This is a genomic window from Kitasatospora sp. NPDC048722, assembly GCF_040650235.1.
In the GTDB taxonomy this organism is placed as follows: Bacteria; Actinomycetota; Actinomycetes; order Streptomycetales; family Streptomycetaceae; genus Kitasatospora.
On sequence record NZ_JBEZGX010000043.1, the window covers coordinates 17,504 to 39,957 of the forward strand.

General features: G+C 74.9%; 21 protein-coding genes. 10 read left to right on the plus strand and 11 right to left on the minus strand.

Annotated elements, in window-relative coordinates; all coding sequences use genetic code 11:
* Window positions 1-15: 15 nt before the first annotated feature.
* Window positions 16-630, minus strand: a complete 615-nt coding sequence (locus AB0C76_RS27925; protein ID WP_359970847.1) for a TetR/AcrR family transcriptional regulator — start codon at window positions 628-630, stop codon at window positions 16-18.
* Between the two features lie 101 nt (window positions 631-731).
* Here AB0C76_RS27925 and AB0C76_RS27930 point away from each other — a divergent pair, with 101 nt between their 5' ends.
* Entirely contained in the window at window positions 732-1,769 is a 1,038-nt protein-coding gene (locus tag AB0C76_RS27930) for an aldo/keto reductase (protein WP_359970849.1), read from the plus strand.
* A gap of 42 nt (window positions 1,770-1,811) precedes the next feature.
* Window positions 1,812-2,306 carry a GNAT family N-acetyltransferase gene (locus AB0C76_RS27935; RefSeq protein WP_359970851.1) on the plus strand — a complete coding sequence of 165 codons (495 nt, stop codon included), beginning with the start codon at window positions 1,812-1,814 and terminating at the stop codon, window positions 2,304-2,306.
* A gap of 3 nt (window positions 2,307-2,309) precedes the next feature.
* Here the strand turns inward: AB0C76_RS27935 and AB0C76_RS27940 are convergent, their stop codons facing one another.
* Window positions 2,310-4,385 (minus strand): MDR family MFS transporter, encoded by a 2,076-nt coding sequence (locus AB0C76_RS27940; RefSeq protein ID WP_359970853.1) that lies wholly within the window; start codon window positions 4,383-4,385, stop codon window positions 2,310-2,312.
* Window positions 4,386-4,527: 142 nt separating this feature from the next.
* Here AB0C76_RS27940 and AB0C76_RS27945 point away from each other — a divergent pair, with 142 nt between their 5' ends.
* Entirely contained in the window at window positions 4,528-6,000 is a 1,473-nt protein-coding gene (locus AB0C76_RS27945; protein ID WP_359970855.1) for an MFS transporter, read from the plus strand.
* Between the two features lie 133 nt (window positions 6,001-6,133).
* Here the strand turns inward: AB0C76_RS27945 and AB0C76_RS27950 are convergent, their stop codons facing one another.
* On the minus strand, window positions 6,134-6,961 hold the full coding sequence (locus AB0C76_RS27950) for an ABC transporter permease (protein WP_359970857.1): 828 nt from the start codon (window positions 6,959-6,961) through the stop codon (window positions 6,134-6,136).
* Entirely contained in the window at window positions 6,958-7,869 is a 912-nt protein-coding gene (locus AB0C76_RS27955) for an ATP-binding cassette domain-containing protein (protein ID WP_359970859.1), read from the minus strand. The genes AB0C76_RS27950 and AB0C76_RS27955 overlap by 4 nt, the downstream gene beginning before the upstream one ends.
* A gap of 133 nt (window positions 7,870-8,002) precedes the next feature.
* On the opposite strand from AB0C76_RS27955, the gene AB0C76_RS27960 reads away from it, so the two are divergent.
* Window positions 8,003-9,193: a sensor histidine kinase gene (locus AB0C76_RS27960; protein WP_359970861.1), complete on the plus strand. Its 1,191-nt coding sequence runs from the start codon at window positions 8,003-8,005 to the stop codon at window positions 9,191-9,193.
* 8 nt (window positions 9,194-9,201) lie between these two features.
* The gene (locus tag AB0C76_RS27965) at window positions 9,202-9,912 is read left to right on the plus strand and encodes a response regulator transcription factor (protein ID WP_359970863.1); all 711 of its coding nucleotides are present in this window, start codon (window positions 9,202-9,204) and stop codon (window positions 9,910-9,912) included.
* 245 nt (window positions 9,913-10,157) lie between these two features.
* Here the strand turns inward: AB0C76_RS27965 and AB0C76_RS27970 are convergent, their stop codons facing one another.
* The 5 genes from AB0C76_RS27970 to AB0C76_RS27990 form a co-directional block, all read right to left on the minus strand.
* Window positions 10,158-10,910, minus strand: coding sequence for a hypothetical protein (locus AB0C76_RS27970; protein ID WP_359970865.1), 753 nt, complete (start codon window positions 10,908-10,910; stop codon window positions 10,158-10,160).
* Between the two features lie 103 nt (window positions 10,911-11,013).
* Complete coding sequence (locus AB0C76_RS27975; RefSeq protein WP_359970866.1) at window positions 11,014-11,703, minus strand: DUF6304 family protein; 690 nt, start codon at window positions 11,701-11,703, stop codon at window positions 11,014-11,016.
* Between the two features lie 191 nt (window positions 11,704-11,894).
* Window positions 11,895-12,902: a DUF1648 domain-containing protein gene (locus tag AB0C76_RS27980; protein WP_359970868.1), complete on the minus strand. Its 1,008-nt coding sequence runs from the start codon at window positions 12,900-12,902 to the stop codon at window positions 11,895-11,897.
* A complete protein-coding gene (locus tag AB0C76_RS27985) occupies window positions 12,899-13,246 on the minus strand; it encodes a GntR family transcriptional regulator (protein ID WP_359970870.1) in 348 nt (115 codons plus the stop codon). Before AB0C76_RS27985 ends, AB0C76_RS27980 begins: the two co-directional genes overlap by 4 nt.
* 31 nt (window positions 13,247-13,277) lie before the next feature.
* On the minus strand, window positions 13,278-14,726 hold the full coding sequence (locus AB0C76_RS27990; RefSeq protein ID WP_359970872.1) for a cytosine permease: 1,449 nt from the start codon (window positions 14,724-14,726) through the stop codon (window positions 13,278-13,280).
* Window positions 14,727-15,088: 362 nt separating this feature from the next.
* Here AB0C76_RS27990 and AB0C76_RS27995 point away from each other — a divergent pair, with 362 nt between their 5' ends.
* The 3 genes from AB0C76_RS27995 to AB0C76_RS28005 all read left to right on the plus strand — a co-directional run bounded on the left by AB0C76_RS27995 (window position 15,089) and on the right by AB0C76_RS28005 (window position 17,832).
* Window positions 15,089-15,643 carry a universal stress protein gene (locus AB0C76_RS27995; RefSeq protein WP_359970874.1) on the plus strand — a complete coding sequence of 185 codons (555 nt, stop codon included), beginning with the start codon at window positions 15,089-15,091 and terminating at the stop codon, window positions 15,641-15,643.
* 6 nt (window positions 15,644-15,649) lie between these two features.
* On the plus strand, window positions 15,650-16,072 hold the full coding sequence (locus AB0C76_RS28000) for a hypothetical protein (protein WP_359970875.1): 423 nt from the start codon (window positions 15,650-15,652) through the stop codon (window positions 16,070-16,072).
* Between the two features lie 239 nt (window positions 16,073-16,311).
* On the plus strand, window positions 16,312-17,832 hold the full coding sequence (locus AB0C76_RS28005; RefSeq protein WP_359970877.1) for a hypothetical protein: 1,521 nt from the start codon (window positions 16,312-16,314) through the stop codon (window positions 17,830-17,832).
* Window positions 17,833-17,857: 25 nt separating this feature from the next.
* Here the strand turns inward: AB0C76_RS28005 and AB0C76_RS28010 are convergent, their stop codons facing one another.
* A complete protein-coding gene (locus AB0C76_RS28010) occupies window positions 17,858-19,543 on the minus strand; it encodes an alkaline phosphatase family protein (protein WP_359970879.1) in 1,686 nt (561 codons plus the stop codon).
* 224 nt (window positions 19,544-19,767) lie between these two features.
* Here AB0C76_RS28010 and AB0C76_RS28015 point away from each other — a divergent pair, with 224 nt between their 5' ends.
* Both AB0C76_RS28015 and AB0C76_RS28020 read left to right on the plus strand, forming a co-directional pair.
* Window positions 19,768-20,715: a Clp protease N-terminal domain-containing protein gene (locus tag AB0C76_RS28015; RefSeq protein ID WP_359970881.1), complete on the plus strand. Its 948-nt coding sequence runs from the start codon at window positions 19,768-19,770 to the stop codon at window positions 20,713-20,715.
* A gap of 26 nt (window positions 20,716-20,741) precedes the next feature.
* Window positions 20,742-21,473, plus strand: coding sequence for a GPP34 family phosphoprotein (locus AB0C76_RS28020; RefSeq protein ID WP_359970883.1), 732 nt, complete (start codon window positions 20,742-20,744; stop codon window positions 21,471-21,473).
* Between the two features lie 54 nt (window positions 21,474-21,527).
* On the opposite strand, the gene AB0C76_RS28025 is transcribed toward AB0C76_RS28020, so the two are convergent.
* The gene (locus tag AB0C76_RS28025) at window positions 21,528-22,286 is read right to left on the minus strand and encodes an SDR family oxidoreductase (RefSeq protein WP_359970885.1); all 759 of its coding nucleotides are present in this window, start codon (window positions 22,284-22,286) and stop codon (window positions 21,528-21,530) included.
* Window positions 22,287-22,454: the final 168 nt, after the last annotated feature.

Here is a 22,454-nt window from a genome sequence, read left to right on the forward strand (position 1 = left end):
GCGGCCGTTCGCGTTTCAGCGGCAGTACGCCCCCGCCCGGGCCGCCGCCCCGGCGGCCGCGGCGGCGCGGTCGGCGGCGGCCTCGTCCAGCGGGTCGGCCGTCGTGAGCATCCTGTAGTAGAGCGGCGCCGAGACGGCCCGCACGACCTCCGCCGGGTCGGTGCCGGCGGGCAGTTCGCCGCGCTCGACGGCCTCGGCGACGCACGGCGCCCATTCGGCGACCCGCGCCTCGTAGAAGCGCCGGAGCGCCTGCGCCGCACCCGTGTCGCAGTTCGCCGCGACGATCACGGCGCGGAACAGCCCGCCCTGGCGCGGGTCGGCGAGGGTGCGCTGGACCAGCCGGGCGTTGGCGCGCAGGTCCTCGGCGAGCGAGCCGCTGCGGGTGCGCGGCAGCGACTGCTCCGCCATGTCCGCGAGCAGGTCGGCGACCAGGGCGCTGGTGCCGCCCCAGCGCCGGTAGACGGTGGTGCGCCCGACCCCGGCGCGCTGGGCGATGTCGCCGAGGTCGAGGCCCGCGAAGCCGTGCTCGACGAGCGCGTCCTCGGCGGCGCGTAGGACGGCGGCGCGCACGCGCGCGGTGCGGCCGCCGGGGCGGACGGTGCCCGGGGTGGGCTGGCTCTCCTCGACCATTAACGGGATTCCTGTTCCATTAGATCACCGGACTCTGCTACGGTCGAGCCATCCTAACGGAACGACTGTCCCGTTAACCGCCTCCTGGGGGAGCAACCACCATGGAATACCGGCAGCTCGGCGCGTCCGGCCTCAAGGTCCCCGCGCTCAGCCTCGGCACCGGCACCTTCGGCGGGCGGGGCCCGCTCTTCGGTTCCTGGGGCACCACCGACGACCAGGAGGCCCGTCGCCTCCTCGACATCGCCATCGACGCCGGCGTGACGATGTTCGACACCGCCGACGTCTACTCCGACGGCGCCTCCGAAGAGGTGCTCGGCAAGGCCGTCCACGGCCGCCGCGACCAGGTCCTCATCTCCACCAAGGCCGGCCTGCCCACCGGCGAGGGCCCCAACGACGCCGGCACCTCCCGGGCCCGCCTCACCAAGGCCGTCGACGACGCCCTGCGCCGGCTCGGCACCGACTACATCGACCTGTTCCAACTGCACGCCTTCGACGCCGCGACCCCGGTCGAGGAGGTTCTGGCCGCCTTCGACGACCTCGTCCGCGCCGGCAAGGTCCGCTACACCGGCGTGTCCAACTTCTCCGGCTGGCAGCTCATGAAGTCCCTCGCCGCCGCCGACCGCCACGGCCGCCCCCGCTACGCCGCCCACCAGGTCTACTACTCGCTCGTCGGCCGTGACTACGAGTGGGAGCTGATGCCGCTGGCCGCCGACCAGGGCGTCGGCGCCCTCGTCTGGAGCCCGCTCGGCTGGGGCCGTCTGACCGGCAGGATCCGCCGCGGCACGCCCCTCCCGGCCGGCAGCCGCCTCCACGACACCGCCGACTACGGCCCCCCGGTCGAGGACGACCACCTCCACCGCGTCGTCGACGCCCTCGACGGGATCGCCGAGGAGACCGGCCGCACCGTCCCCCAGGTGGCGATCAACTGGCTCCTGCGCCGCCCGACCGTCTCCTCCGTCATCATCGGCGCCCGCAACGAGGCCCAGCTCCGCCAGAACCTCGGCGCCGTCGGCTGGTCCCTCACCCCCGACCAGATCACCCGCCTCGACGCCGCCAGCCTCCGCACCGCCCCCTACCCCTACTTCCCCTACCGCCGCCAGGAGGCCTTCGCCCGGCTCAACCCGCCGCTCGCCGGATAATGGGCTTGCCGGACCGGTGCCCGGTGCGGCAGGGTCCGCACCATGCTTGAACTGCGAACCCTCTCGTCCGACGACTGGCCCGTCTTCCGAGAGCTGCGCCTCGCCGCTCTCGCCGAGGCGCCGTACGCCTTCGGCTCCACCCTGGCCGACTGGCAGGGCCCCGGCGACCACGAGGACCGCTGGCGCTCGCGCCTGGAGATCCCCGGCGCGCTGGACCTGGTCGCCGTCCTGGACGGCAGGCCCGTCGCCATGGCCAGCGGCGTCCCCGCCGACGAGGACCCGACGGCCGCCGAGCTCATCTCGATGTGGGTGGCCCCGGCGGCCCGCGGCCGGGGCGTCGGTGACCTCCTGATCACCGAGATCGCCAAGTGGGCCGCCGCCCAGGGCTGCACCACCCTCAAGCTCGCCGTCATGCCCGACAACGACGCCGCGATCGCCCTCTACCGCCGCCACGCCTTCGCCGACACCGACGAACTCGGAGACCTCCTCGACGACGGCACCGGCCGCGAACTCGTCCTGGCCAAGCCGCTGGTGTAGGGCCTACTCCGCCGGTACCGTCGCCGGCGCCTTCGGGCGGGCGTGGGCAGGGAGGCCGTTGGTGAGGTCCTCGACGAGGAGGCGCCAGGCGATGGTGTCGGCCGCGGTGCGCAGTTGGGGGCTGCGGGGGCGGCCGGCGTCGGCGTCGAGGCGGGCGTTGAGCCAGTCGGACCAGGCGCCGGCCAGGACGGTGATCTGTCGGCGGCCGGCCTCCGTGGGGGCCAGGTGGTCGCCGTCACGGGTGAGGTAGCCCTCGTCGGCCACTCGGTCGAAGACCGGTTCCAGGACCTCGGGCGGGACGCGCTTGCGTGCGGCGATGAGGTCGAGGGAGGCCCGGCCGACGGCCTTGGTGTGGCCGGCGACCTCCATCAGGGCCCATGCGCCGGCGAGGTCGACGCGGGTGTCGGCGGTGGCGACGATCGAGCGGACGACGTCGAGGTCGATCCCGCGCACGATCTTGCAGACCGAGTACTCCAGGTGCGGGTCGGCGTCGCTGGTGGTCGGCTGGGCGAAGCCCTCGCCGAGGTCGGTGGAGCCGGCCCGCGCGCTGTCGCGCAGCTTGACCTGCTTGAGGAACAGCGCGACGACGAAGCCGACCACCGCGACCGGGATGGTCCACAGGTAGACGGTGTGCAGGGCGTCGGAGTACGCCTGGACGATCGGCGCGGCCTGGTCGGCGGGCAGCGCGTGCAGGCCCTGCGGGCTCTCGGCGGCCTTGCCGAGTACGGCCGGGCTCGCGCCGGTGAGGCGGGCGGAGGAGGCGATGCCGTCGGCGAGTTCGGTCCTGAGGCTGTTGGCGTAGATGGTGCCGAAGACGGCGGTGCCGAAGGAGCTGCCGATGGTGCGGAAGAACGTGACGCCGGAGGTGGCGGTGCCGAGGTCCGCGTAGTCGACGGTGTTCTGCACGGCGATGGTGAGCACCTGCATGCTCAGCCCGATGCCGACGCCGAGGACGAACATGTACAGCGAGGCGAGCGCGGTGCCCGTCCCGGGCTCGAGCAGCGAGAGCAGGTAGAGGCCGAAGGCCATCACGAGCGTGCCGGCGACGGGGAACAGCCGGTACCGGCCCGTCTTGCTGACGACGTTGCCGCTGGTGATGGAGGCGAGCAGCAGGCCGATGACCATCGGGAGCATGCGGACGCCGGAGACGGTGGCGGAGTCGCCGTCGACGTACTGGAGGTAGGTCGGCAGGAAGGTCAGCGCGCCGAGCATGGCGAAGCCGACGATGAAGCTGAGCACCGAGCAGACCGCGAACACCGGGTTGCGGAACAGCCGCATGGGCAGCATCGGTTGGGCCGCGCGCGTCTCGACCAGGCAGAACAGGCCGAGCGCGACGGCGCCGCCCGCGAACAGTCCGATGATCGTCGCCGAGCCCCACGCGTACTGGTTGCCGCCCCAACTGGTGGCCAGGATCAGGGCACCGGCCCCGACCGCGACCAGTGCGATCCCCAGGTAGTCGATGACCGGCCGGACGGCGGCCCGCACCGAGGGGATCGTCCGGGCCGCCGCGACGACCACGAGGACGGCGATCGGCACGTTGACGTAGAACGCCCAGCGCCAGGACAGGTGGTCGGTGAACAGCCCGCCGAGCAGCGGGCCGATGACCGTCGCCACGCCGAACACCGCGCCGATCGCGCCCTGGTACTTGCCGCGCTCGCGCAGCGGGATGACGTCGGCGATCAGCGCCATCGCGGTGACCATCAGGCCGCCCGCGCCGATGCCCTGGAGGGCGCGCCAGGCGATCAGCAACGTCATGTCGGTCGCCAGGCCGCAGAAGAACGAGCCGGTGATGAAGACGATCGCGGACACCTGGAAGATCAGCTTGCGCCCGTACAGGTCGCCGAACTTGCCGGCCAGCACGGTGGCGACGGTCTCGGCGAGCAGGTAGGAGGTGACCACCCAGGACATGTGGGCGGCACCGCCCAGGTCCGCGACGATGGTGGGCAGGGCGGTGCCGACGATCGTCTGGTCGAGGGCGGCCAGCAGCATGCCGAGCACGATCGTGGCGAAGACGACGTTCCGCTGCCGGACGTCCAGCACGGGCGGGGCGGACGGCGTGGTCCCGGTGTCGACGGTCATGCGCCCAGCCTCGCCGCGCCCGCGGGCCCGCCGCGCGGCGGTTCGGCCGTCCGGGTGAGCCGGGTGGCCCCCGCGGTCGGGCGGGGCGACGATGGGGCCCCAGGACGATGCCGGGCGTCCGGAGGTCCGGAAAAGGCTCCCCATGAACCCCGATCCCCCCAACAGCACCGCGCGCCCGCCGTCCCAGGGCGCCTCCGCCGCCGCCGGCGGGCGGGCCGGGGCGCGGCGCTGGCGGGCACTCGCGGTGTGCCTGGTGGCCGGGTTCATGACGCTGCTGGACGTCAGCATCGTGAACGTCGCCCTGCCGACCGTCCGCACCGGGCTGCACATGTCGGAGAGCGGCCTGCAGTGGGTGCTGAGCGGTTACGCGCTGGCCTTCGGGCTGGTGCTCGTCCCGGCCGGGCGGCTCGGGGACGCGCGCAGCCGGCGGGCGGTGTTCCTGACCGGGCTGGCGCTGTTCACGCTGGCCAGCGCGCTCGCGGGGGCGGCGCAGGGCCAGACCTGGCTGGTGCTGGCCCGGCTGTTCCAGGGCGCGGCGGGCGGGGTACTGGTGCCGCAGGTGTCCGGGTTCATCCAGACGCTGTTCCAGGGGGCCGAGCGGGGGCGGGCGTTCGGCGCGCTGGGGTCGACGATCGGGGTGTCGACGGCGGTCGGCCCGCTGCTGGGCGGGCTGCTGATCCACCTGTTCGGGCCGCAGGACGGCTGGCGGTGGGTGTTCCTGGTCAACCTGCCGATCGGGATCGCGGCGCTGCCGGTCGCCTACCACCTGCTGCCGCCGCCCCCGCCGGCGGACGAGCGGGCCGGGCACCGGGACTTCGACCCGGTCGGGGTGGTGCTGCTCGGGGGCGGGACGGTGGTGCTGCTGCTGCCGTTCGTCCAGGCGCAGCAGTGGCACAGCCCGGCGCGGTGGCTGCTGCTGCCGGTGGCGGTGCTGCTGCTGGGGGCGTTCGTCGGGTGGGAGCGGCACTACGCGCGGCGGCGGGAGCCGCTCGTGAACATGGAGCTGTTCGCGGTGCGCCCGTACGCGGCGGGGGTGGCGCTGTCGCTGGTGTACTTCGCCGGGTTCACGGCGATCTTCTTCATCTTCACGCTGTACCTCCAGGCGGGGCTGCACTACTCGGCGCTGGCGGCGGGTCTGTCGATCACGCCGTTCGCGGTGGGCTCGGCCGTCTCGGCGGCGCTCGGCGGGCGGGTGGTGACCCGGCTGGGGCGGCGGCTGGTCGTGTTCGGGCTGGTGCTGGTGCTCGTCGGGCTCGGGGCGTCGGTCCTGGCGGTGCGGCTGGGGCCGGGGACGTGGGCGGGCTGGGCGACGGCCGTGCCGCTGCTGGTGGCGGGGACGGGCAGCGGGCTGGTGATCTCGCCGAACCAGACGTTGACGCTCTCGCAGGTGCCGCTGGCCCGGGCCGGCAGCGCGGGCGGAGTGCTGCAGACCGCGCAGCGCGTCGGTTCGGCGGTGGGGATCGCGATCGTCGGCTCGGTCTTCTTCGCCCACGCCCGCGGGCGGAACCCGGACTGGGCGCTCGCCTTCGAGCTGGGGGCGACGGTCGCGGCGGGACTGGTCCTGGCGGCGCTGGTGGTCGCGACGATGGACCTGGTGGCCGGGCGCACCAGGTGACGCGGGGCCCGCACCCCCGTGGCGGGCCCCGCGCGTTCTCACCGGGCGGCGGCCCTCCGCGGGCCCGGCGGCCGTCCGGGGCTCCGGCGGCCGTCCGCGGTCCCGGCGCACCGTCAGCGGCCGCTGCGCACCGTCAGTGGTCCCGGCGCCGGATCGTGGACGCGGCGACCGCCACCGCCGCGACGGACCACACCGCGAACGTGATCCAGCCGCTCGCGACCGTGGCCGGGTACGGCGACACCCGCTGGTTCGTCAGGTCCACCTCGGCCAGTCGGCGCCACGCGGTGAACGGCAGGGCGTGCGCGACGTCGGCGGACCAGTGGTACGTGTCCGTGAAGAACGACGGCACGAAGAACAGGACCAGGATCGTGCTCACGACGCTCGCCGCCGTGTGCCGGATCAGCACGCCCAGGCACAGCCCGACGAGCGCGCAGACCGGCGCGAACAGCGCGGCCGCCGCGACGAACCGGAACGCGCCCGGGTCGGTGATCGGCAGCCCGATGCCCCGGCCGCCGATGACCGCCTGCGCCACGCCGAAGGCGGTGCCCGAGACGGCGGCGCCCCAGCCGAGCATCACGCCCGTCAGGACGGCCGCCTTGGCGAGCAGCAGCGCCCGCCGGTCGGGGACGGCCGCGAGGCTCGCCCGGATGAGGCCGCTGGCGTACTCGCAGACGACGACGAACGCGCCGAGCCCGCCGCCCACCAGCATGACGACGTCGGCGCCGACGGAGCTGAACGCCGAGTCGAGTGCGGCCTGGTGGTAGCCGGCCGCCGGGCCGGGCTCGAAGTGGTCGTACGTGTAGGTGGCGTTCTTGACGGCGGCGAGGACGACCACGGCGGCGCCGAGCAGCAGGACCCACGGGGTCGAGCGCAGTGACCAGAACTTGATCCACTCGGCGGCGAGGAGGTCGCGGAAGCGGGCGCGGCCCAGAGCGGTGGTGGCAGCAGAGACGGGGCTCAACGGGACTCTCCGGCGAGGTATTCGACGCTGTCGGCGGTCAGTTCCATGAACGCCTCCTCCAGGGAGGCGCCGCGGGGGGTGAGGGCGTGCAGCAACAGGCGGTGTTCCAGGGCGAGTTCGCCGATCCGCGGGGCGGACAGTCCGGTGACGGCGAGGGCGCCCTCGGGGCCCGGCCGGACGGTGGCGCCGGCGGCCGTCAACACCCCGGTCAGGCGGGCGGGTTCGGCCGCGACGACGGTCACGCTCGACCGGCCGGCCCGGGCGGAGAACTCCGCCAGGCCCTCGTCGGCGATCAGCCGGCCCCGGCCGATCACGACCAGCCGGTCGGCCGTGTGCTCCATCTCGCTCATCAGGTGGCTGGAGACGAAGACCGTCCGCCCCTCGGCCGCCAGGCGGCGGAACAGCCCGCGGACCCACAGGACGCCCTCCGGGTCGAGGCCGTTGAGCGGCTCGTCGAAGAGCAGCACCGGCGGGTCGCCGAGCAGGGCGCCCGCGATGCCGAGGCGCTGGCGCATGCCGAGCGAGTACCCGCCGATCCGGCGGCGCGCGGCACCCGCCAGACCGACCTCGGCGAGCAGGTCGTCGACCCGCCCGAGCGGGATCGCGTTGCTGCGCGCCAGCGCCCGCAGGTGGGCGCGGCCGGTGCGTCCGCCGTGGACGTCGGCGGCGTCGAGCAGCGCGCCGACGTGGCGCAGGCCGCGCTTGAGACCGCGGAACGAGCGGCCGTCGACGGTCGCGGTGCCGGAGGTCGGCTCGTTGAGGCCGAGGACCATCCGCAGGGTGGTGGACTTCCCGGCGCCGTTGGGGCCGAGGAAGCCGGTGACGTGACCGGGGCGGACGGTGAAGGTGAGGCCGTCGACGGCGGCCCGGCGGCCGTAGCGCTTGGTCAGCTCGATGACTTCGATCATGGGCACCACGGTGCCGGCCCGGACCGGGCCGCCGCATCGGACCGGCGCTGACACCGTGCGGCCCCGGCTTCATCCCCGGTCGTACGACCACGGTTTGATGACCCGCCGACGATCCGTCGATACGATCACCACCATGATCACGACGCCGACGCCACCGCTGTTCCGGCGCGTGCCGCCCGAGGCCTGGGTCGGACTCGCCTGGTGCGCGGCCGCCGCCTACCCCGCCGTCGTGCTCGGCGGCGCCGCCCGGGAGCACGGCGGCGCCGCCGCGCACGGCGGCCTGGCGTTCACCCTGCTCGACACCGCCGTCGCCTTCGCCGGCGCGGCCCTCGTGCGCCGTCTGCCGGTGCTCTCCGTGGCGCTACTGCTGATCGCCACCTGGACGGAGACCGACGGCTGGGCCGCGAACACCCAGGTCCCCCCGGCCTCGCTGCTCGCCGTCGACGCCGCCCTCTGCCTGATCACCGCCACCGCGCCGCACCGCACCTCCCGGAGCGCGTTCGCCCTGGTCATGACGTTCCTCGTGCTGCACATCGGGCTCGTGCACGGCAACACCGTCGGCATCTTCACCGGCACCCACATCGGCTCCGCCGACGGCGCGGCGCTGCTCGCCCTCGTCGCCTGGCTGGCCGGGCGCTCGGTGCGGCAGAACCGCGAGCACGCCGAGGCGCTGAGCACCCGGGCCGCCGCGGCGGCCGTCACCGACGAACGCCTGCGGATCGCCCGCGAGATGCACGACACCGTCGCCCACAGCATCGGCATCATCGCCCTCCAGGCCGGCGCCGCCCGCCGGGTCATCGACACCCGGCCGCAACGGGCAAAGGAGGCGCTCGGCGCGATCGAAGCCGCCGGACGGGAGACGCTCGCCGGGCTGCGCCGGATGCTCGTCGCGCTGCGCCAGGCCGAGGGGGAGGCGTCGGTCACCGCGCCGCAGGGCCTGGCCGACCTCGACCGGCTGGCCGCCGCGACCACCGCCGCGGGCGTCGTGGTGGAGGTCCGGCGGCTCGGTGAACAGACCGGACTCCCGGCCGAGGTGGATCTCGCGGCGTTCCGCGTCATCCAGGAGTCCGTCACCAATGTGGTGCGCCACGCGGGCGCGAGCGCCTGCCGGGTCTCCGTCGACCGCACGAAGGAGGACGAGGTGTCCGTCGAGATCACCGACCGGGGGCGGGGCCACGGCACCGTCCGGGGCAGCGGCTTCGGCCTGGCCGGGCTGCGCGAGCGGGTCGCGCTGCTGGGCGGCGAGTTCAGCGCGGGGCCGCGTCCGGGGGGCGGGTTCCGGGTCGTGGCCCGGCTGCCCCTGCGGGCGGAGGCGGGCCGGTGAGCGGGCCGGTGAGCGGGACCGCGAGCGCGCGGGCGGAACGGCGGGTGGTCCGTGTCGTGCTGGCCGACGACCAGCCGCTGGTGCGCGCCGCGCTGGAGATGGTGATCGCGGAGACGGACGACGTCGAGGTGGTCGGCGAGGCCGGCACCGGCGCCGACGCCGTCCGGCTGGCCGCCGAACTGCGGCCGGACGTCGTCGTGATGGACATCCGGATGCCCGGCACGGACGGCATCGAGGCCACCCGTCTGGTCGCCGCCGCCGGCGGGCCGACCCGGGTCGTCGTCCTCACGACGTTCGACGACGACGACCACGTGTACGCGGCGCTGCGGGCCGGGGCGTCCGGGTTCCTGGTCAAGGACATGGCGCTGGACGACATCCTCGCCGCCGTGCGGGTGGTCGCCGCGGGGGAGGCCCTCATCGCGCCGAGCGTCACCCGGCGCCTGATCTCCGCCTTCGCGGGGCAGACCCCGATAGCGGCGGCCCGGGCCCCGGCGCCGGAGCATCCGCGCCTCGCCGCGATCACCGGGCGCGAGCGCGAGATCCTCACCCTCGTCGGGCGGGGCCTGTCCAACGGCGAGATCGCGGCCGAGCTGGTGCTCAGCATCGCCACCGTCAAGACGTACATGACCCGGCTGCTCGCCAAGCTCGACGCCCGCGACCGCGTGCAGCTGGTGATCCTCGCCTACGAGGCGGGCCTGGTCTCCGCGACGGGCCCGTGAGGCCGCGCGCTCAGCGCTTGACCGCCACGCCCGCGTACATCGCGATGTCCCGGTCGCGGACGGGCGCGGCGTCCGGGGCGGGGGCCAGTGGTGGACGAGCGTCACGCCGGGGTCGAGGAGCTCGTCGCCGTCGAAAGCGGTGCGCATGGTAACGGCCGGTTCGGGTCCGTGATATGACGGAACGTCAGTGTGGGCCGCCGCGCGGGAGCGGCCCCGCGCGGCGGTCACGCGAACCGGTCGGCCGCCTACTGCGGCGCCGGGTCCGCGGTCGGTGCGACGGTGGCGCGCGAGCCGGACGGGCCTGCCGCGGCGGCGAGTTCGACCGCGGCGCCCGTCCAGGCCGCTCCGAAGGCCCAGGTGGCGAGCCACTCGCACAGGTAGACCGGACGGATCGGCCAGTCCGTGCCGAGGTGGGTGAGCGCGGCGACGGCGGCCAGCAGGAGCAGCGCGGGGATCAGCACGCCGGCCGCGAGGTAGCCGCGGGCGACCCACGGCTTGCGCTCGTACCGCGGGTCGCGGAACGAGTAGACGGAGAACAGCGCCAGGACGACGTACAGCAGCGCGGCGAGGACGAGGTGGACGGCCCCGACCGTGGTCTGGAACGCCGTCGGGTCGGGCGGTGAGGTCGGGCAGAGCGCGACACCGATCGCGCACGCCCCGGCCGCCGTGCTCCAGCGGTCGTCGCGTCGGTCGAAGCGGTAGCAGACGAGGAACACCCCGAGGGCGCACAGGCTCCCGACGAAGACGTTCCGGGTGCTGGAGTAGTAGGCGCCGCTCATCGACGCGGGCCAGTAGCCGTTCGAGCTCAGGCCCCTGAGCTCGGCGAACAGCCAGTTGCCCAGCGGCAGGGCGATCGGCAGGAGGATGCCGATCAGCCCGACGCCGAGGCGCAGGAAGGTGACGGTCCGTTCGTCCTGGGAGCCGGACGGGTCGGCCGGGTCGGTCGGATCGGACGAAGCGGGTGATGGACGGGTGACGGCACGCCAGTGGGGGATCATGGACGCCTCCTTGAGGCTCGGCGCTGCCACTGTTGTACCCGCGCCGCCGCACGACCCCACACCACCGGTACGAGTGGTTTCCGTCGCGTGCGGGGCCCGGGCCCTACCCCCGGTAGCCGGTGCCCGGTCGGCGGGACTCGAACTCGGCGCAGTGGAAGGTCTCCTGGGCGAAGCCGGTGCGGCGGTCCCAGAGGCGGAAGATGTCGGCCTTGCCGGTGACTGCGCGGTAGGCGTCCTTGGCGTCGCGGAAGCAGGCCATCGAGCCGATGAAGCCGGAACCGGCCGGGGAGTAGTCGGAGAACGCGCACGCGATGCAGGCCGCGAGGGCGACGCCGGGCGGGAGCTGGCGCTGGAGGTCGAGGAGCGCGTCCTCCATGTCCTCCCAGGGGCCGCCGGAGGTGACGGTGCCGGCGTCGTCGGGGAGGTCGAGTTCGAGGGTCACGTGCAGGGCGTCGAGGCTGCCGTCGGGGTTGGCGTCGCCGAGGACGAGCCGGGCGTGCAGGACGCCGGGCCGCGGGTCCGGGCCGGGGCCGGTGACCTGGAGCGGGGTGCGCCACTCGATCGTGCAGGAGCAGAGTTCGTCGAGCCGGGTCAGGTCGGGTGGCAGGGCGTCCTCGTCGAGCCGGCCGACGAGTTCGAGGGAGTCGAGGCTGTCGCCCTCGTACCGGTTGCCCCGCAGGAGCAGGGAGAAGGTCTGCCCGTCGTTGACCAGGACGGTGTCCGCACGGCCCCAGCGGTCGGTGACGACGGCGGGCAGGCGCAGCGGCGGCTCGTATCTCAACTCGCTCGGCATAGTGGAATTATGAGGCGCGGGGCGGGGCCCCAGCCATCGTTTCGAAGGACTCCGACGGGCGGCGCAGGACTTCGGGGAACGGCAACGCGGCCTCCGCGCCCGGCTCCTGGACGAACCCGGCGTCGTCCGGGTCGCAGTCGTACGGGCCCGCCACCCGGGCGGTGCCGGGTGGCGGACGCTGGCGGGGGAGCTCAGGCGGTCGTGGCCTTCGCCCGTTCGGCGAGGGAGTTGAGCAGCGCGGCACCGCGTTCGGCGTCGTCGACGCTGACGGCGAACCGGTGGCCCTGGGGGCCCTCGACGACCAGGCAGTCGCCGCCGCGGAGCATCAGGGTGGTGCCGAGGCCGTTGACCCGGTAGCCCCAGCCGCCGGCCTGGGCGGCGGTGCGCCGCTCGGCGCGGGCCGCGCCGATGTCCGTGGGGGACCAGTGCCGCCGGGGCCAGCCGAACGGGCCGAAGCCGACGTCCAGGCCCTTCGCGGTGACGCGGGCCTGGACGGAGGAGCAGGCGAGGACGGTCAGCGCGAGGATCGCGAGCATGGCGGTGAGCGACCAGTGCCCGGAGGTCAGCCCGGTGGCGCCGGCCAGGGCGGTGCCGGCCGCGCCGAGGCCGAGGACGGCGGCGGCGAGCTGCATCCAGACGTTGGAGGTGCGGGACAGCCAGATCAACCGCTCCCCGGCCGGGAGCGTCATGACCGGGCCGCGCGGGCCGGTGGGGGCGGCGCCGGTGACGGGCGTGCGGGTCGCGAGCCAGGTGAGCAGGCCGGCGGCGCCGGTTGCCAGGACGATGAGGATCACCCAGGCGTCCATCGAGGCGGCGTCCTGCCAGCGTGCGCGGTCGAGGTTGGCGTGCACGATCGACGCCTGGGCGCCGCTCAGCAGCACCCCGCCGGAGGCCAGGATCGCCCCGGGCGCGCCCGGCGCCTGGCGGCCCCGGAAGCGGCGGACGGCGACGGCGAGGGCCACCAGGCCCAGCCAGAGCAGGGCCGGGAACAGCGCGGCGGCGGTGAGCGACATCGAGCCGTCCGGTCGGCTGCCGCTCCAGTGCGTGGCCACCGGGTCCGGCAGCCGGTCGCGCGCCGCCAGCGGGAGCGCGACGAGCAGCGCGAGCACGCCGGCCGCGAAGGCCGCGGCCGCCCAGGGCCCTCCCCGGCGTGGCCGCTGCTTCGTCGCGGTGGGTACTACAGGCTCCGAGTCGTTCACGGCATCCCCCTGATCAGATCCACGAGATCGTTCCTGCTGTAGCCGGCCCGGGCCGCGTCCGCGATCAACTCCCGTACCCGGTCGACCAGTTCGGCGCGCGATCCGGCGTCGGCGGCGATCGTGATGCCGCGGCCGCGGCGGAACTCCAGCACGCCCTCGTCGCGCAGGGCGCGCAGCCCGCGCAGGACGGTGTTGGTGTTGACGCCGAGGGCCCGTGCGAGGTCCCGGGCGGGCGGCAGCTTGTCACCGGGGGCGCACTCGCCCTCGGCGACGGCCCGACGGATCGCGCCCGCCACCTGCTCGTGCAGGGGACGGGCGTCGCCGATGTCCAGCTTCAGCAACATGGTGCTACTGACAATAGCACCATGGGTGGTTTCAGCGGGTCGTCTCGGGAACCGCCTCCAGGACCGCCTCCCGCCTCGGCAGGGCCGGCGCCCTGCCGCGCGCCCCGCGCGAGAGCAGCACGTAGAGCGCGGCCGCGAGGGCGCCCGAGAGCACGAAGCTGAGGTCGATCCCGCCGGTCAGCGGCAGCAGGGGCCCCTGGTAGGCCGGGGTGTCCACCGCGCACAGGCCGAGGGCGCTGCCCGCCGCCCAGGCCACCGTCGCCGGGACGTTCCAGCCGGCCCGGTACCAGTAGATGCCGCCGCGGGTGCGCTGGTTGAGCACCTGGAGCGAGTGCTGGTCGTAGTCGCCGCGGAAGCGCCGGTGCCCGATCAGCGTGATGACGGCCCACGGCGTGCCGATCGCGGTCAGCACCAGCACGAAGGAGGTCACGGCGTCCTGCGCGTTCCACACGAAGTGACCCAGGAAGACCAGCACGGTCGCGAGCGCCGCCACGACGTAGGTGGCCTGCAGGCGGGTGGCGCGCGGCAGGATCGCGTCCAGGTCCAGACCCATGCTGTACAGCATCAGGCCGGTGTTGCCCGCGCTGCCCAGCAGCCCGTTGATCAGCAGGGGCAGCAGGCACCAGGCCGGGGCGCCGGCGATCAGCCCGTGCACGTAGTCGTTGCCCGCGCCGGTCGCGACGGCGGTGAAGGTGCCGAACACCTGGGGGATCAGCAGTCCCAGGAACAGGCCCAGGCACGTCGACCACAGCACCTTGCGCGGCGCGTGCCGGGCCGGGGAGACGTACCGGGTGTAGTCGCCCAGCAGGGTGATGAACGCGATCGGCCCGCTCAGCCCGGCCGCGACCACCGCCAGCAGCCAGGTCGGCCGGAATCCGCCCAGCAGGTAGGCGCCGTGCGCGGAGCCGTCGAAGTGCGGGGCGAACGCGAACAGCCCGGCCGGCAGCAGGGCGCCCATCGCCCACATCAGCACCCGCTCCAGCTTCAGCAGCAGCCGGTAGCCGAACACGGCCGCGGTCGCGCTCAGTACCGCCAGCACGCCGTACGTCGCCACGTACGCGACGCCGTCGGCGGGCAGCCCCAGCATCCGGTTGAGCGACCCGACCACGACGTCGCCGCCCACCCACAGCGCGAGCACCGTGTACCCGAGCGACAGCAGCAGGCCGACGACCGAACCGATCAGCCGCCCGCGCACGCCGAAGAACGCGCCCGAGCTGGTCGACAGGTTCGTCGCGGTGCGCAGCGACACCAGCGCGAGCGGCGCGGTCAGCACGATCCCCGCGACGGTGCCGAGCACCAGCGCGCTCAGGCTCGCCCGGAACGAGAGCCCGAACGAGACCGGCAGCCACCCGAACACGACGACGCCGAACGCGAGGTTCGAACCGACGAGGATGCTGACCACGTCCCGGGGAGTGCTGGTGCGGTCGGCGTCCGGGATGGTGTCCACCCCGTACTGCTCGATGTGGGTGCTCTGCGGCATGAGGGAAGCCTTCTGGTGCAGGAATCCGCCCGGAGTCGGTCACTCCGGACGGCCTGCCAATCCTTCGCCACCGGGCCCCGCCGCAAGAGGGGCGATCCGGACGAACCGCCACCTCCGGATTGCGGACACACCTTGTCGCTTGCCACAAAACCGCAGGTGGCAGCCGCCCTTCCGGGGCGCGCCGGGCCGTGGCGCCGGGCCCGGCGTATGGACCGCGTTCGGAAGGGCGCCCCGGACGTCAGGGAAGCGCTAAGGAACGCCGCCCGTGGTCCTTCCGGCGATTGGCTGGAACCGAACGCGGAACCGCGGCGGACGACGGCCCGCGAACGACGACCCGCGAACGACGACCCGAGGACGACACCATGCACGGCAACCGGCGGTACGACGACTGCGGCACCACGCGGGTGGTGGTCGGGGTCAGCGGCTCACTGGGCAGCCTCGCGGCGCTGCACCGCGCCGCCGCCGAGGCCCGCCGCACCGGCGCCGCCCTCGTGCCGGTCCTCGCCTGGGAGCCCCCGGGCGGCGAGCTCGGCTACCGCCGCTCGCCCTGCCCGCCGCTGCTCACCGCCGCCCGCGACGCCGCCGACCGGCGGCTGCGCGACGCGCTCGACGCGGCCTTCGCCGGCGCCGACCCGGGCGTGCCGGTGCACCCGGTGGTCGTCCGCGGCGAGACCGGCCCGGCGCTCGTCCACATCGCCGACCGTCCCGACGACCTCCTCGTCCTCGGGCACGGCGGCGGACTGCTGCGCCGCGGCTTCCGCCGCGCCGTCGCGTCCCACTGCCTGCGCGAGGCCGCCTGCCCGGTGCTGACCGTCCCGGCCCCGCCGCTCCAGCGCGAGCTGGAGGCCCTGCACCGGCGCACCCGGTGGCACCTGCCGATCGGTCACGTGCCCGAACTCGCCGGCATGAAGGGGTAGTCGCCCGTGCGGATGTACTCGGCGCGCCCCGGCGGGCAGCGCTACCGCCCGGTCGTGGACCGGCTCGCGGTGGCGGTGTCCGGCACCGTCGCGCTCGTCGCCGGGGGAGTCCTCGCCCTCGGCCTGGGCACGCTGGGGGAACTGCACCCGGGCTGGTTCGCCCTGGCCGCGTACGCGGCGCTCAGCGGGCTGACGGGCGCGTTCTCCCGGCCGTCGGCGGCGCCGGTGATCGGGCTGTCGGCCTGGCTGTGCTGCAACGCGTTCGCCGAGCACCGGCACGCCGAGCTGGGCTGGTCCGGCCCGTGGCCGGAGGGCGGCCACTTCGCGCTGTTCACGGCCGCGGCGCTGCTGGTGGCGCTGCCGGCAGCCGTGCCGCGGCGGACGGTCCGGGTGGCGAGCGTGCACCTCGGGCGGCCGCCGGGCTTCTGACCCGGCCCGCGGGTTTCCGACCCGGCCGCCAAGGCGGCGTCAAGATCGGCGGGTGGCGCGTCAGGGAGTCGTCAGGAACGGCCGGCCGGGCGTCCGGGGTACCTAGCGTGAGCTGCGCAGAAACGGTTCGGCGCCGGGCTTGCAAGGGCCCGTCGGCGAACCGCGCCGACTCCGGGTCCCGGCCGGTCCTCCGGGACCTTCGGCAGCCGGTGGAAGACAGGTGAAGGGGGCGCGCGGCGATGCCTGCAGGTACGTCGAGCGGTACGGTCGTCGTTCGGACAGCGGAATCGCCCGCGGAGGCGAGCTCCGCCACGGCCGGACCGCCCGCCGGGCCGCGCGCCCCCCGCCCGTGGAGACCGGCGGCACGCCGGAGCTGGACCACGCCCCGCCTGGTCCGCGTCCTCACCGGCACCTGCCTCGCCGCCCTCGCCCTCTGCGGCGTCGTCACCGCCGGCGTCCTCGGTGGCGCCCACGACGGCACCGACGTCATCGGGCACAAGGCCGCCCCGCAGGTCGTCCGCTCCGCCGACCTCTACTTCGCGCTCAACGACATGGACGCGCAGGCCGCCAACCTCCTCCTCTACGGCGCCGACCCGGACTTCGCCAAGGCCCGCCGCGAGAGCCTCGACACCTACGACCGGCGCCGCGACCAGGCCGCCACCGACCTCCAGCAGGTCGCCGAGGCCACCGCCGACGACCCCGCCGGGCGCGCCGCCGTCCAGACCGTCATCGACGAACTCGGCCGCTACCAGGCCCTCGTGGCCCAGGCCCAGCTCCTCGACGACCAGGCCCGCGCCGCCGCCGGACGCCCGCCCGCGGACGCCCTCGCCGCCTACCGCTCCGCGACCGACCTGCTGCGCCAGCGCCTCCTGCCGGCCGCGGACAGCGTCACCGCCGCCAACGCGGGCACCGTGGAACGCCGGTTCGCCGCCGAACGCGGCGACCTCGGCAGCGGCCGCTGGTGGATCGTCGCCGCTGGCGTGCTCGCCCTCGCGGCCCTCGCCGGGCTCCAGCGGCTGCTCGCCGTCCGCTACCGGCGCGTCCTCAACGCGCCGATCGCCGCCGCCACGCTGCTCGCCCTCGGCGGGCTCGTGGGCGGTGTCGTCCTGGTGAACCGGGCCGACGACCATCTCGTCGTCGCCAAGCACGACGCCTTCGACTCGGTCATCGCGCTCAGCCGCGCCCGGGCGACCGCCTACGACCTCAACGCCGACGAGAGCCGCTTCCTCAGCGACCCGGGCCGGGCGGCGGCCTACGAGCAGAGCTACTTCGACAAGACCCAGTCCTTCGCCCGTGTCGGCGGCACCACCCTGGCCGGCTACCCCGCGGCCCTCGCCCCGCTCGCCGACCACCACCGGGCCGACCACACGACGATCGGCTTCGGCGGCTTCCTCGGCGACGAACTGCGCAACATCACCTTCGCCGGCGAACAGGACGCCGCGGAGCGGGTGTTGGCGGCCTTCGAGGACTACCAGCGCGACGACCACAGGATCCGCGACCTCAACGCGGGCGGCCGCCTCAAGGAGGCGATCGCCTTCGACACGGGCACCGCCGCCGGTGAGTCCAACGCCGACTTCGCCCGCCTGGCCGCCGCCCTCGACGACGTCCAGGCGATCAACCAGACCGCCATGGACCGGGCCGTCACGGCGACGGACGACGACCTGGACGCGGTGACGGCGGTGCTCGGCACCGCTGTGCTCGCGGTGGCACTGGCCCTCGTCGTCGCGGGCGTCCGCCCGCGCCTGCGCGAGTACGCCTGAGCGGGCGGGACCGGATCCGGACGGGTCAGCCCCGCGGCGGACGGGCGATGCGCAGCCCGGCCCGGCCCAACTGTGCGGTGACGTCCGCGAGGTACTGCTCGGCGTCGGCCACCGTCCCGATCCCGCCGGCCCTCCCCCGGACCCGGTCGTGCTCCTCCGGGTGCAGGCGCGCCTCCTGGATCGCGGCCGTCTCGACGAACCCGCGCAGCGTCGCCGTGACGGGCCGGCCGGGCTCGGCCGGCCCGGTGGCCTCCGCCTTCCAGGTCACGCCCGACTCGGCCGGCTCGGGCAGGGTGCGGGGCGCGTCGCGCGGGGCGTCGGCGGAGAGCAGGTGGAGGAAGTCGTTGGCGCGGGCGTCGCGGTCGGTGAGCGGGGCCAGTCCGAACAGCCGCTCCACGGTGGCGAGGAGCGAGCCGTGGTCGTACTGCGTGTGGTCGATCAGGTTGCAGTTCCGTCCGTCCCGGCCGCCGGGCGCGGCGGCCGGGACCCACGGGGAGACGACGACGGCCGGCACCCGGACGCCGAGCCGGTCGAAGCGGAAGCCGTGGGCGCTGTGCTCCGGGTCGGTGCGGTCGCCCGGCGGGACGGCGGCGGGCGGCGGCACGTGGTCGTAGAAGCCGCCGTGCTCGTCGTAGGTGATGACGAGCACGCTGGACTCCCAGAGCGGCGAGCGCCGGAGCGCCTCGTAGACGTCCTTGATCAGGGCCTCGCCGTCGGTCACGTCGTCGAGCGGGTGCTGGCTGTTGCCGCAGCGGAAGTCGCCGCCGTGGGTGAGGACGTGCCCGTAGTCCGGCTCGATGAACGTGTAGACGGCCGGGTACGCGGGGTCCTGGAGGTGCTCGGCCAGGTCGTCGAGGTGGTGGTAGTGCTCGACGGTCGTCGCCAGGTCCATCCCGGCGAGCGCGCTGACCTGGGGGAGCGCGTCGCCGGCGTAGACGCGCCACGGGAGGCCCTTGCGGTCCAGGGCCTCGTAGAGCGTCCCGTGCTCGAAGGTGTAGCCGCTCAGCCGCGACCGGACGGTGTCGACCGGGCCGGGGCTGTGGTCGAGGCCGGCCGAGCTCGCCGCGTGCAGGAAGAAGCGGTTGGGCCAGGTCGGCCCGGGCAGGGCGGAGAACCAGCGGTCGCAGACGGCGAACTCGCGGGCCAGGGTGCTGAGGACGGGGAGCTGCTCGGCGGTGAAGCAGGCCATGACGGCGCCGGGGTCGGCGAGGGCCTCGGCGTCCCGCTTGACCGTCGCCTCGTTGACGTAGTTGTCGACGAAGCCGTCCAGGGTGATCGGCGGGTAGGTGCCGTCGTAGGCGCAGCGGTCGTCGTGCGGGCGGCCGGTGATGGCGGTCGAGGCGAGCTGGAGCTGGACGTCGCAGAACTCGTGCGGCGGGTCGACGGGCAGTGCGAACGGCGCGCCGATCCGCACGGGGTACGCGGTGCCCGCGTGGTGGTTGCTCGCGCTGGTGTCGGGGCCGTCGACGGTGGTCGGCGCGCCCGTCACCGCGTCGGTGCCGACGCCGTGGTGGAGGACGCCGTCGGTCACCGTGCCCGTCGACACCCCCAGCATGTGGTCGAAGGAGCGGTTCTCCAGGACGAGGACGAAGACGTGCCGGATCCGGCCCTGCGGCGCCGGTCCCCGGCCGGCCCGCAGCCCGGCGAGCCAGGCGCGCCACTCCTCGCGCTCGTGGGTGATCGCCTGCCGGATGCGTTCGATTGGCTCCATGGGCCCACCCCAGCACCGGTGGTGACGGATCGTCAAAGTCCCACGCCGGTCCGGCGGTCAGTCCTTCGGCCGGTCCTTCGGGTTCTCCCCGGTGCCGACGACGCGGAGCCGCCCGGACTTCCGGCCCGCGGCCCCGGACCTCCTGACGCGTTCCCTACGCCGGATTCTGCAAAGTGAAAGCAAATTCGACGTATAGTCGCGGTCAAGACCTGGGGAGGGCCGGCATGGAGACGACGCTGGAACCGGACCGGCGGGCGCTGGACGTCCTGGATACCGCTCGGCAGGTGAGCGGCGGGCGGCTGGGCACCGAACACCTGCTCGCCGCCGCGGCCGACACCGGCGGCGCCGCCGCCCGCGCCCTCCTCGCCGCCGGAGCGCCCGCGCCCGCCCTGCACGCCGCCCTGCGCGATCGCAACGAGGAGTGGACGGCCGACGACGGCGGGCTCGCGGACGCCGAGCGCCGGATCTCCGCCGCTGCCGCCCGCGCCCTCGCCGCGGCGATGGACCACGCCCGTGACGAACACGCCCCGAGGTTCACCGCCGAACACGTCCTGCGCGCCGTCCTCGCGGACCCCGGCAACCGCGCCACCGAACTGCTCGCCCGCTGTGGCGTCGCCCCCGCCGCCGTCCTCGCGCACCTCGACGCCCCGGCGGCCCGCGGTGGCCTCCACCCCCTGCTGCGCCCCACCCGGGACGCCCTCCTCGCCCACCGCGCGGACCGGCAGCCGCGCTGGAAGCGGATGCTGACGCGCCCGGCCGCCGCCGGAGCCGCCCTCACCGCCGTCCGGCGGGAGACCGACGCCCAGGCCGAACGCCTCGGCCGGCGCTCGCCCGGCACCGAACACGTCCTGCTCGCCGTCCTCGCCCTGCACGAGGTCGCCCGCCACGAACGGCAGCCCCCGGAGGGCGCACCGGAGGGCGGACCGGAGGGCGGTGAGGACCGCGCACTCGCCGCCCGCCTCGGCCTCGACCACGCCCGCGCGCACGCAGCCCTCGCCGGCGGCGGGGTGCCGCTGCCCGCCGACCCGCGTTCCGTCGAGGCCTACCTGGCCGGCGCCCGCGACACCGACGCCCTGCTCCGGACGCTGCTGCGCGAGGACACCCGGGCGCGTCGCCTCGCCGAGACCCTGGGGGTCGACCTCACGGGCCCCGAGGGCCTCCTGGGACAATGATCACGAACCACGGAAGGGGCCGGGACATGCAGGTGACCATCGGCGAAGAACTGATGCTGCTCTCGCTGGACGACGAGTCCGGCGTCGCGAAGGAGGCGGCGAGCGCGGGCTGGGCCGTCGCGGGCGGCATCCTCGCGGACCTCGTGCTGGCCGGGCGCGTCACCGTCGACGACGGCCGGCTCGCCGTCGCCGACCGCACGCCCACCGGCGACCCGCTCCTGGACGGCCGCCTCGACCGGCTCGCCGAGTGGGCCGACCGCAAGGCCGACGAAAAGGCCGCCGGGAAGGCCGCCGGGAAGGCCGCGGACCGGGTCGCGGGCCAGGCGAAGGCGTCCGACTGGCTCACCAGGGACCGCCCCACCGCCGTCCGCGACGCCGTCCAGCGCCTGTGCGAGCGCGGCCTGGTCACCGAGGAGCGCCACCGCGCGTTCGGCCTCTTCCCGGTCCGCCGCTACCCGGAGGCCGACCCGACCGTCGAGCGCGAACTGCGCGAGCGCCTCGCCGCCGCCGTCCTGCGCGGTGAGGACCCGGACGCCCGCACCGCCACGCTGATCGCCCTGATCCACGCGACCCGCCTGTACCGCCTGGCCTTCCCCGACCTGCCCCGCAAGGAGGTCGAGCCGCGGTTCGCGGCGATCGCGGCCGGCGAGTGGGCGAGCGGACCGGTCGGCGAGGCGATCCGGAACACGCAGGCCGCGATCGCGGCGATCACCGTCGTCACCGCCGCCACGGCCGCCACGACGGCGGTCATCACGTGACGGCGCGCTGCCCCGGACCCGACGGGCCCGGGGCAGCGCCAGTGCCCGGCAGGATCAGCGGGTGGTGTAGCCGCCGTTGGCGAAGAGGGTCTGGCCGGTGATCCACCAGCCGTCGGTGGCGAGGAACGTGACGATCGGCACGATGTCCTCGATCTTCGTCAGGTCGTTCCCCATCGCCTGAGACCTGTGGAACGCCACGCGCTCCGGAGTCTCCTGGCCGTAGAAGAACGGGGTGTCCATCGGGCCCGGGGCGACGTTGTTCACCGAGATCCCGCGCACGGCGAACTCCTTGGCCGCGGCCCGCGTGTAGTGCTCGACCGGGGCCTTGGCGCCCGCGTAGGTCGAGTAGCCGTCGGTGAACGCGGCGAGCAGCGAGGTCAGGATCGTGACGACCTTGCCGCCGTCGTTCAGCTGCCTGCCCGCCTCGCGGATGAAGAAGTACGCGGCCTTGGCGTTCACGGCGTGCATCACGTCGTACTCGGCCTCGGTGGTCTCCACGATCGGCTTGCGCAGCACCATGCCGGCCGTGTTCACGGCGACGTCGACGCCGCCGAAGGCCTCCTTCGCGACGGCGAAGACGCGCTCCACGTCGGTGGGCTTCGTCAGGTCGCCCTGCACGGCCACCGCCTCGCCGCCGGCCGCCTCGACCGCGGCGACCGTCGCCTCGGCCTCCGCCGCGGTCCCGTCGGAGTGGTAGTGCACGACGACCTTCGCGCCGTCGGCGCCCGCGGTGCGGCTGATCAGCCCGCCGAGGTTCTTCGCACCGGCGCCGACCAGGACGACCTTGCCCGCCAGGGAGTGGTTGCTGCTCATGATCTACGGCTCCTCGCCAGATGGGGGATGTGTTCGCCGCACCACTGTCCGCCGCGAGGCCCCTCCCGGGCTTGGACGATCCGGCGCCCCCTGGAACGAACCGCTCACGATCTCGCCCGGCACCCGGATCCGTCGCCGCCCGCGGTCGTCATCCGTCCCCGGGACGGA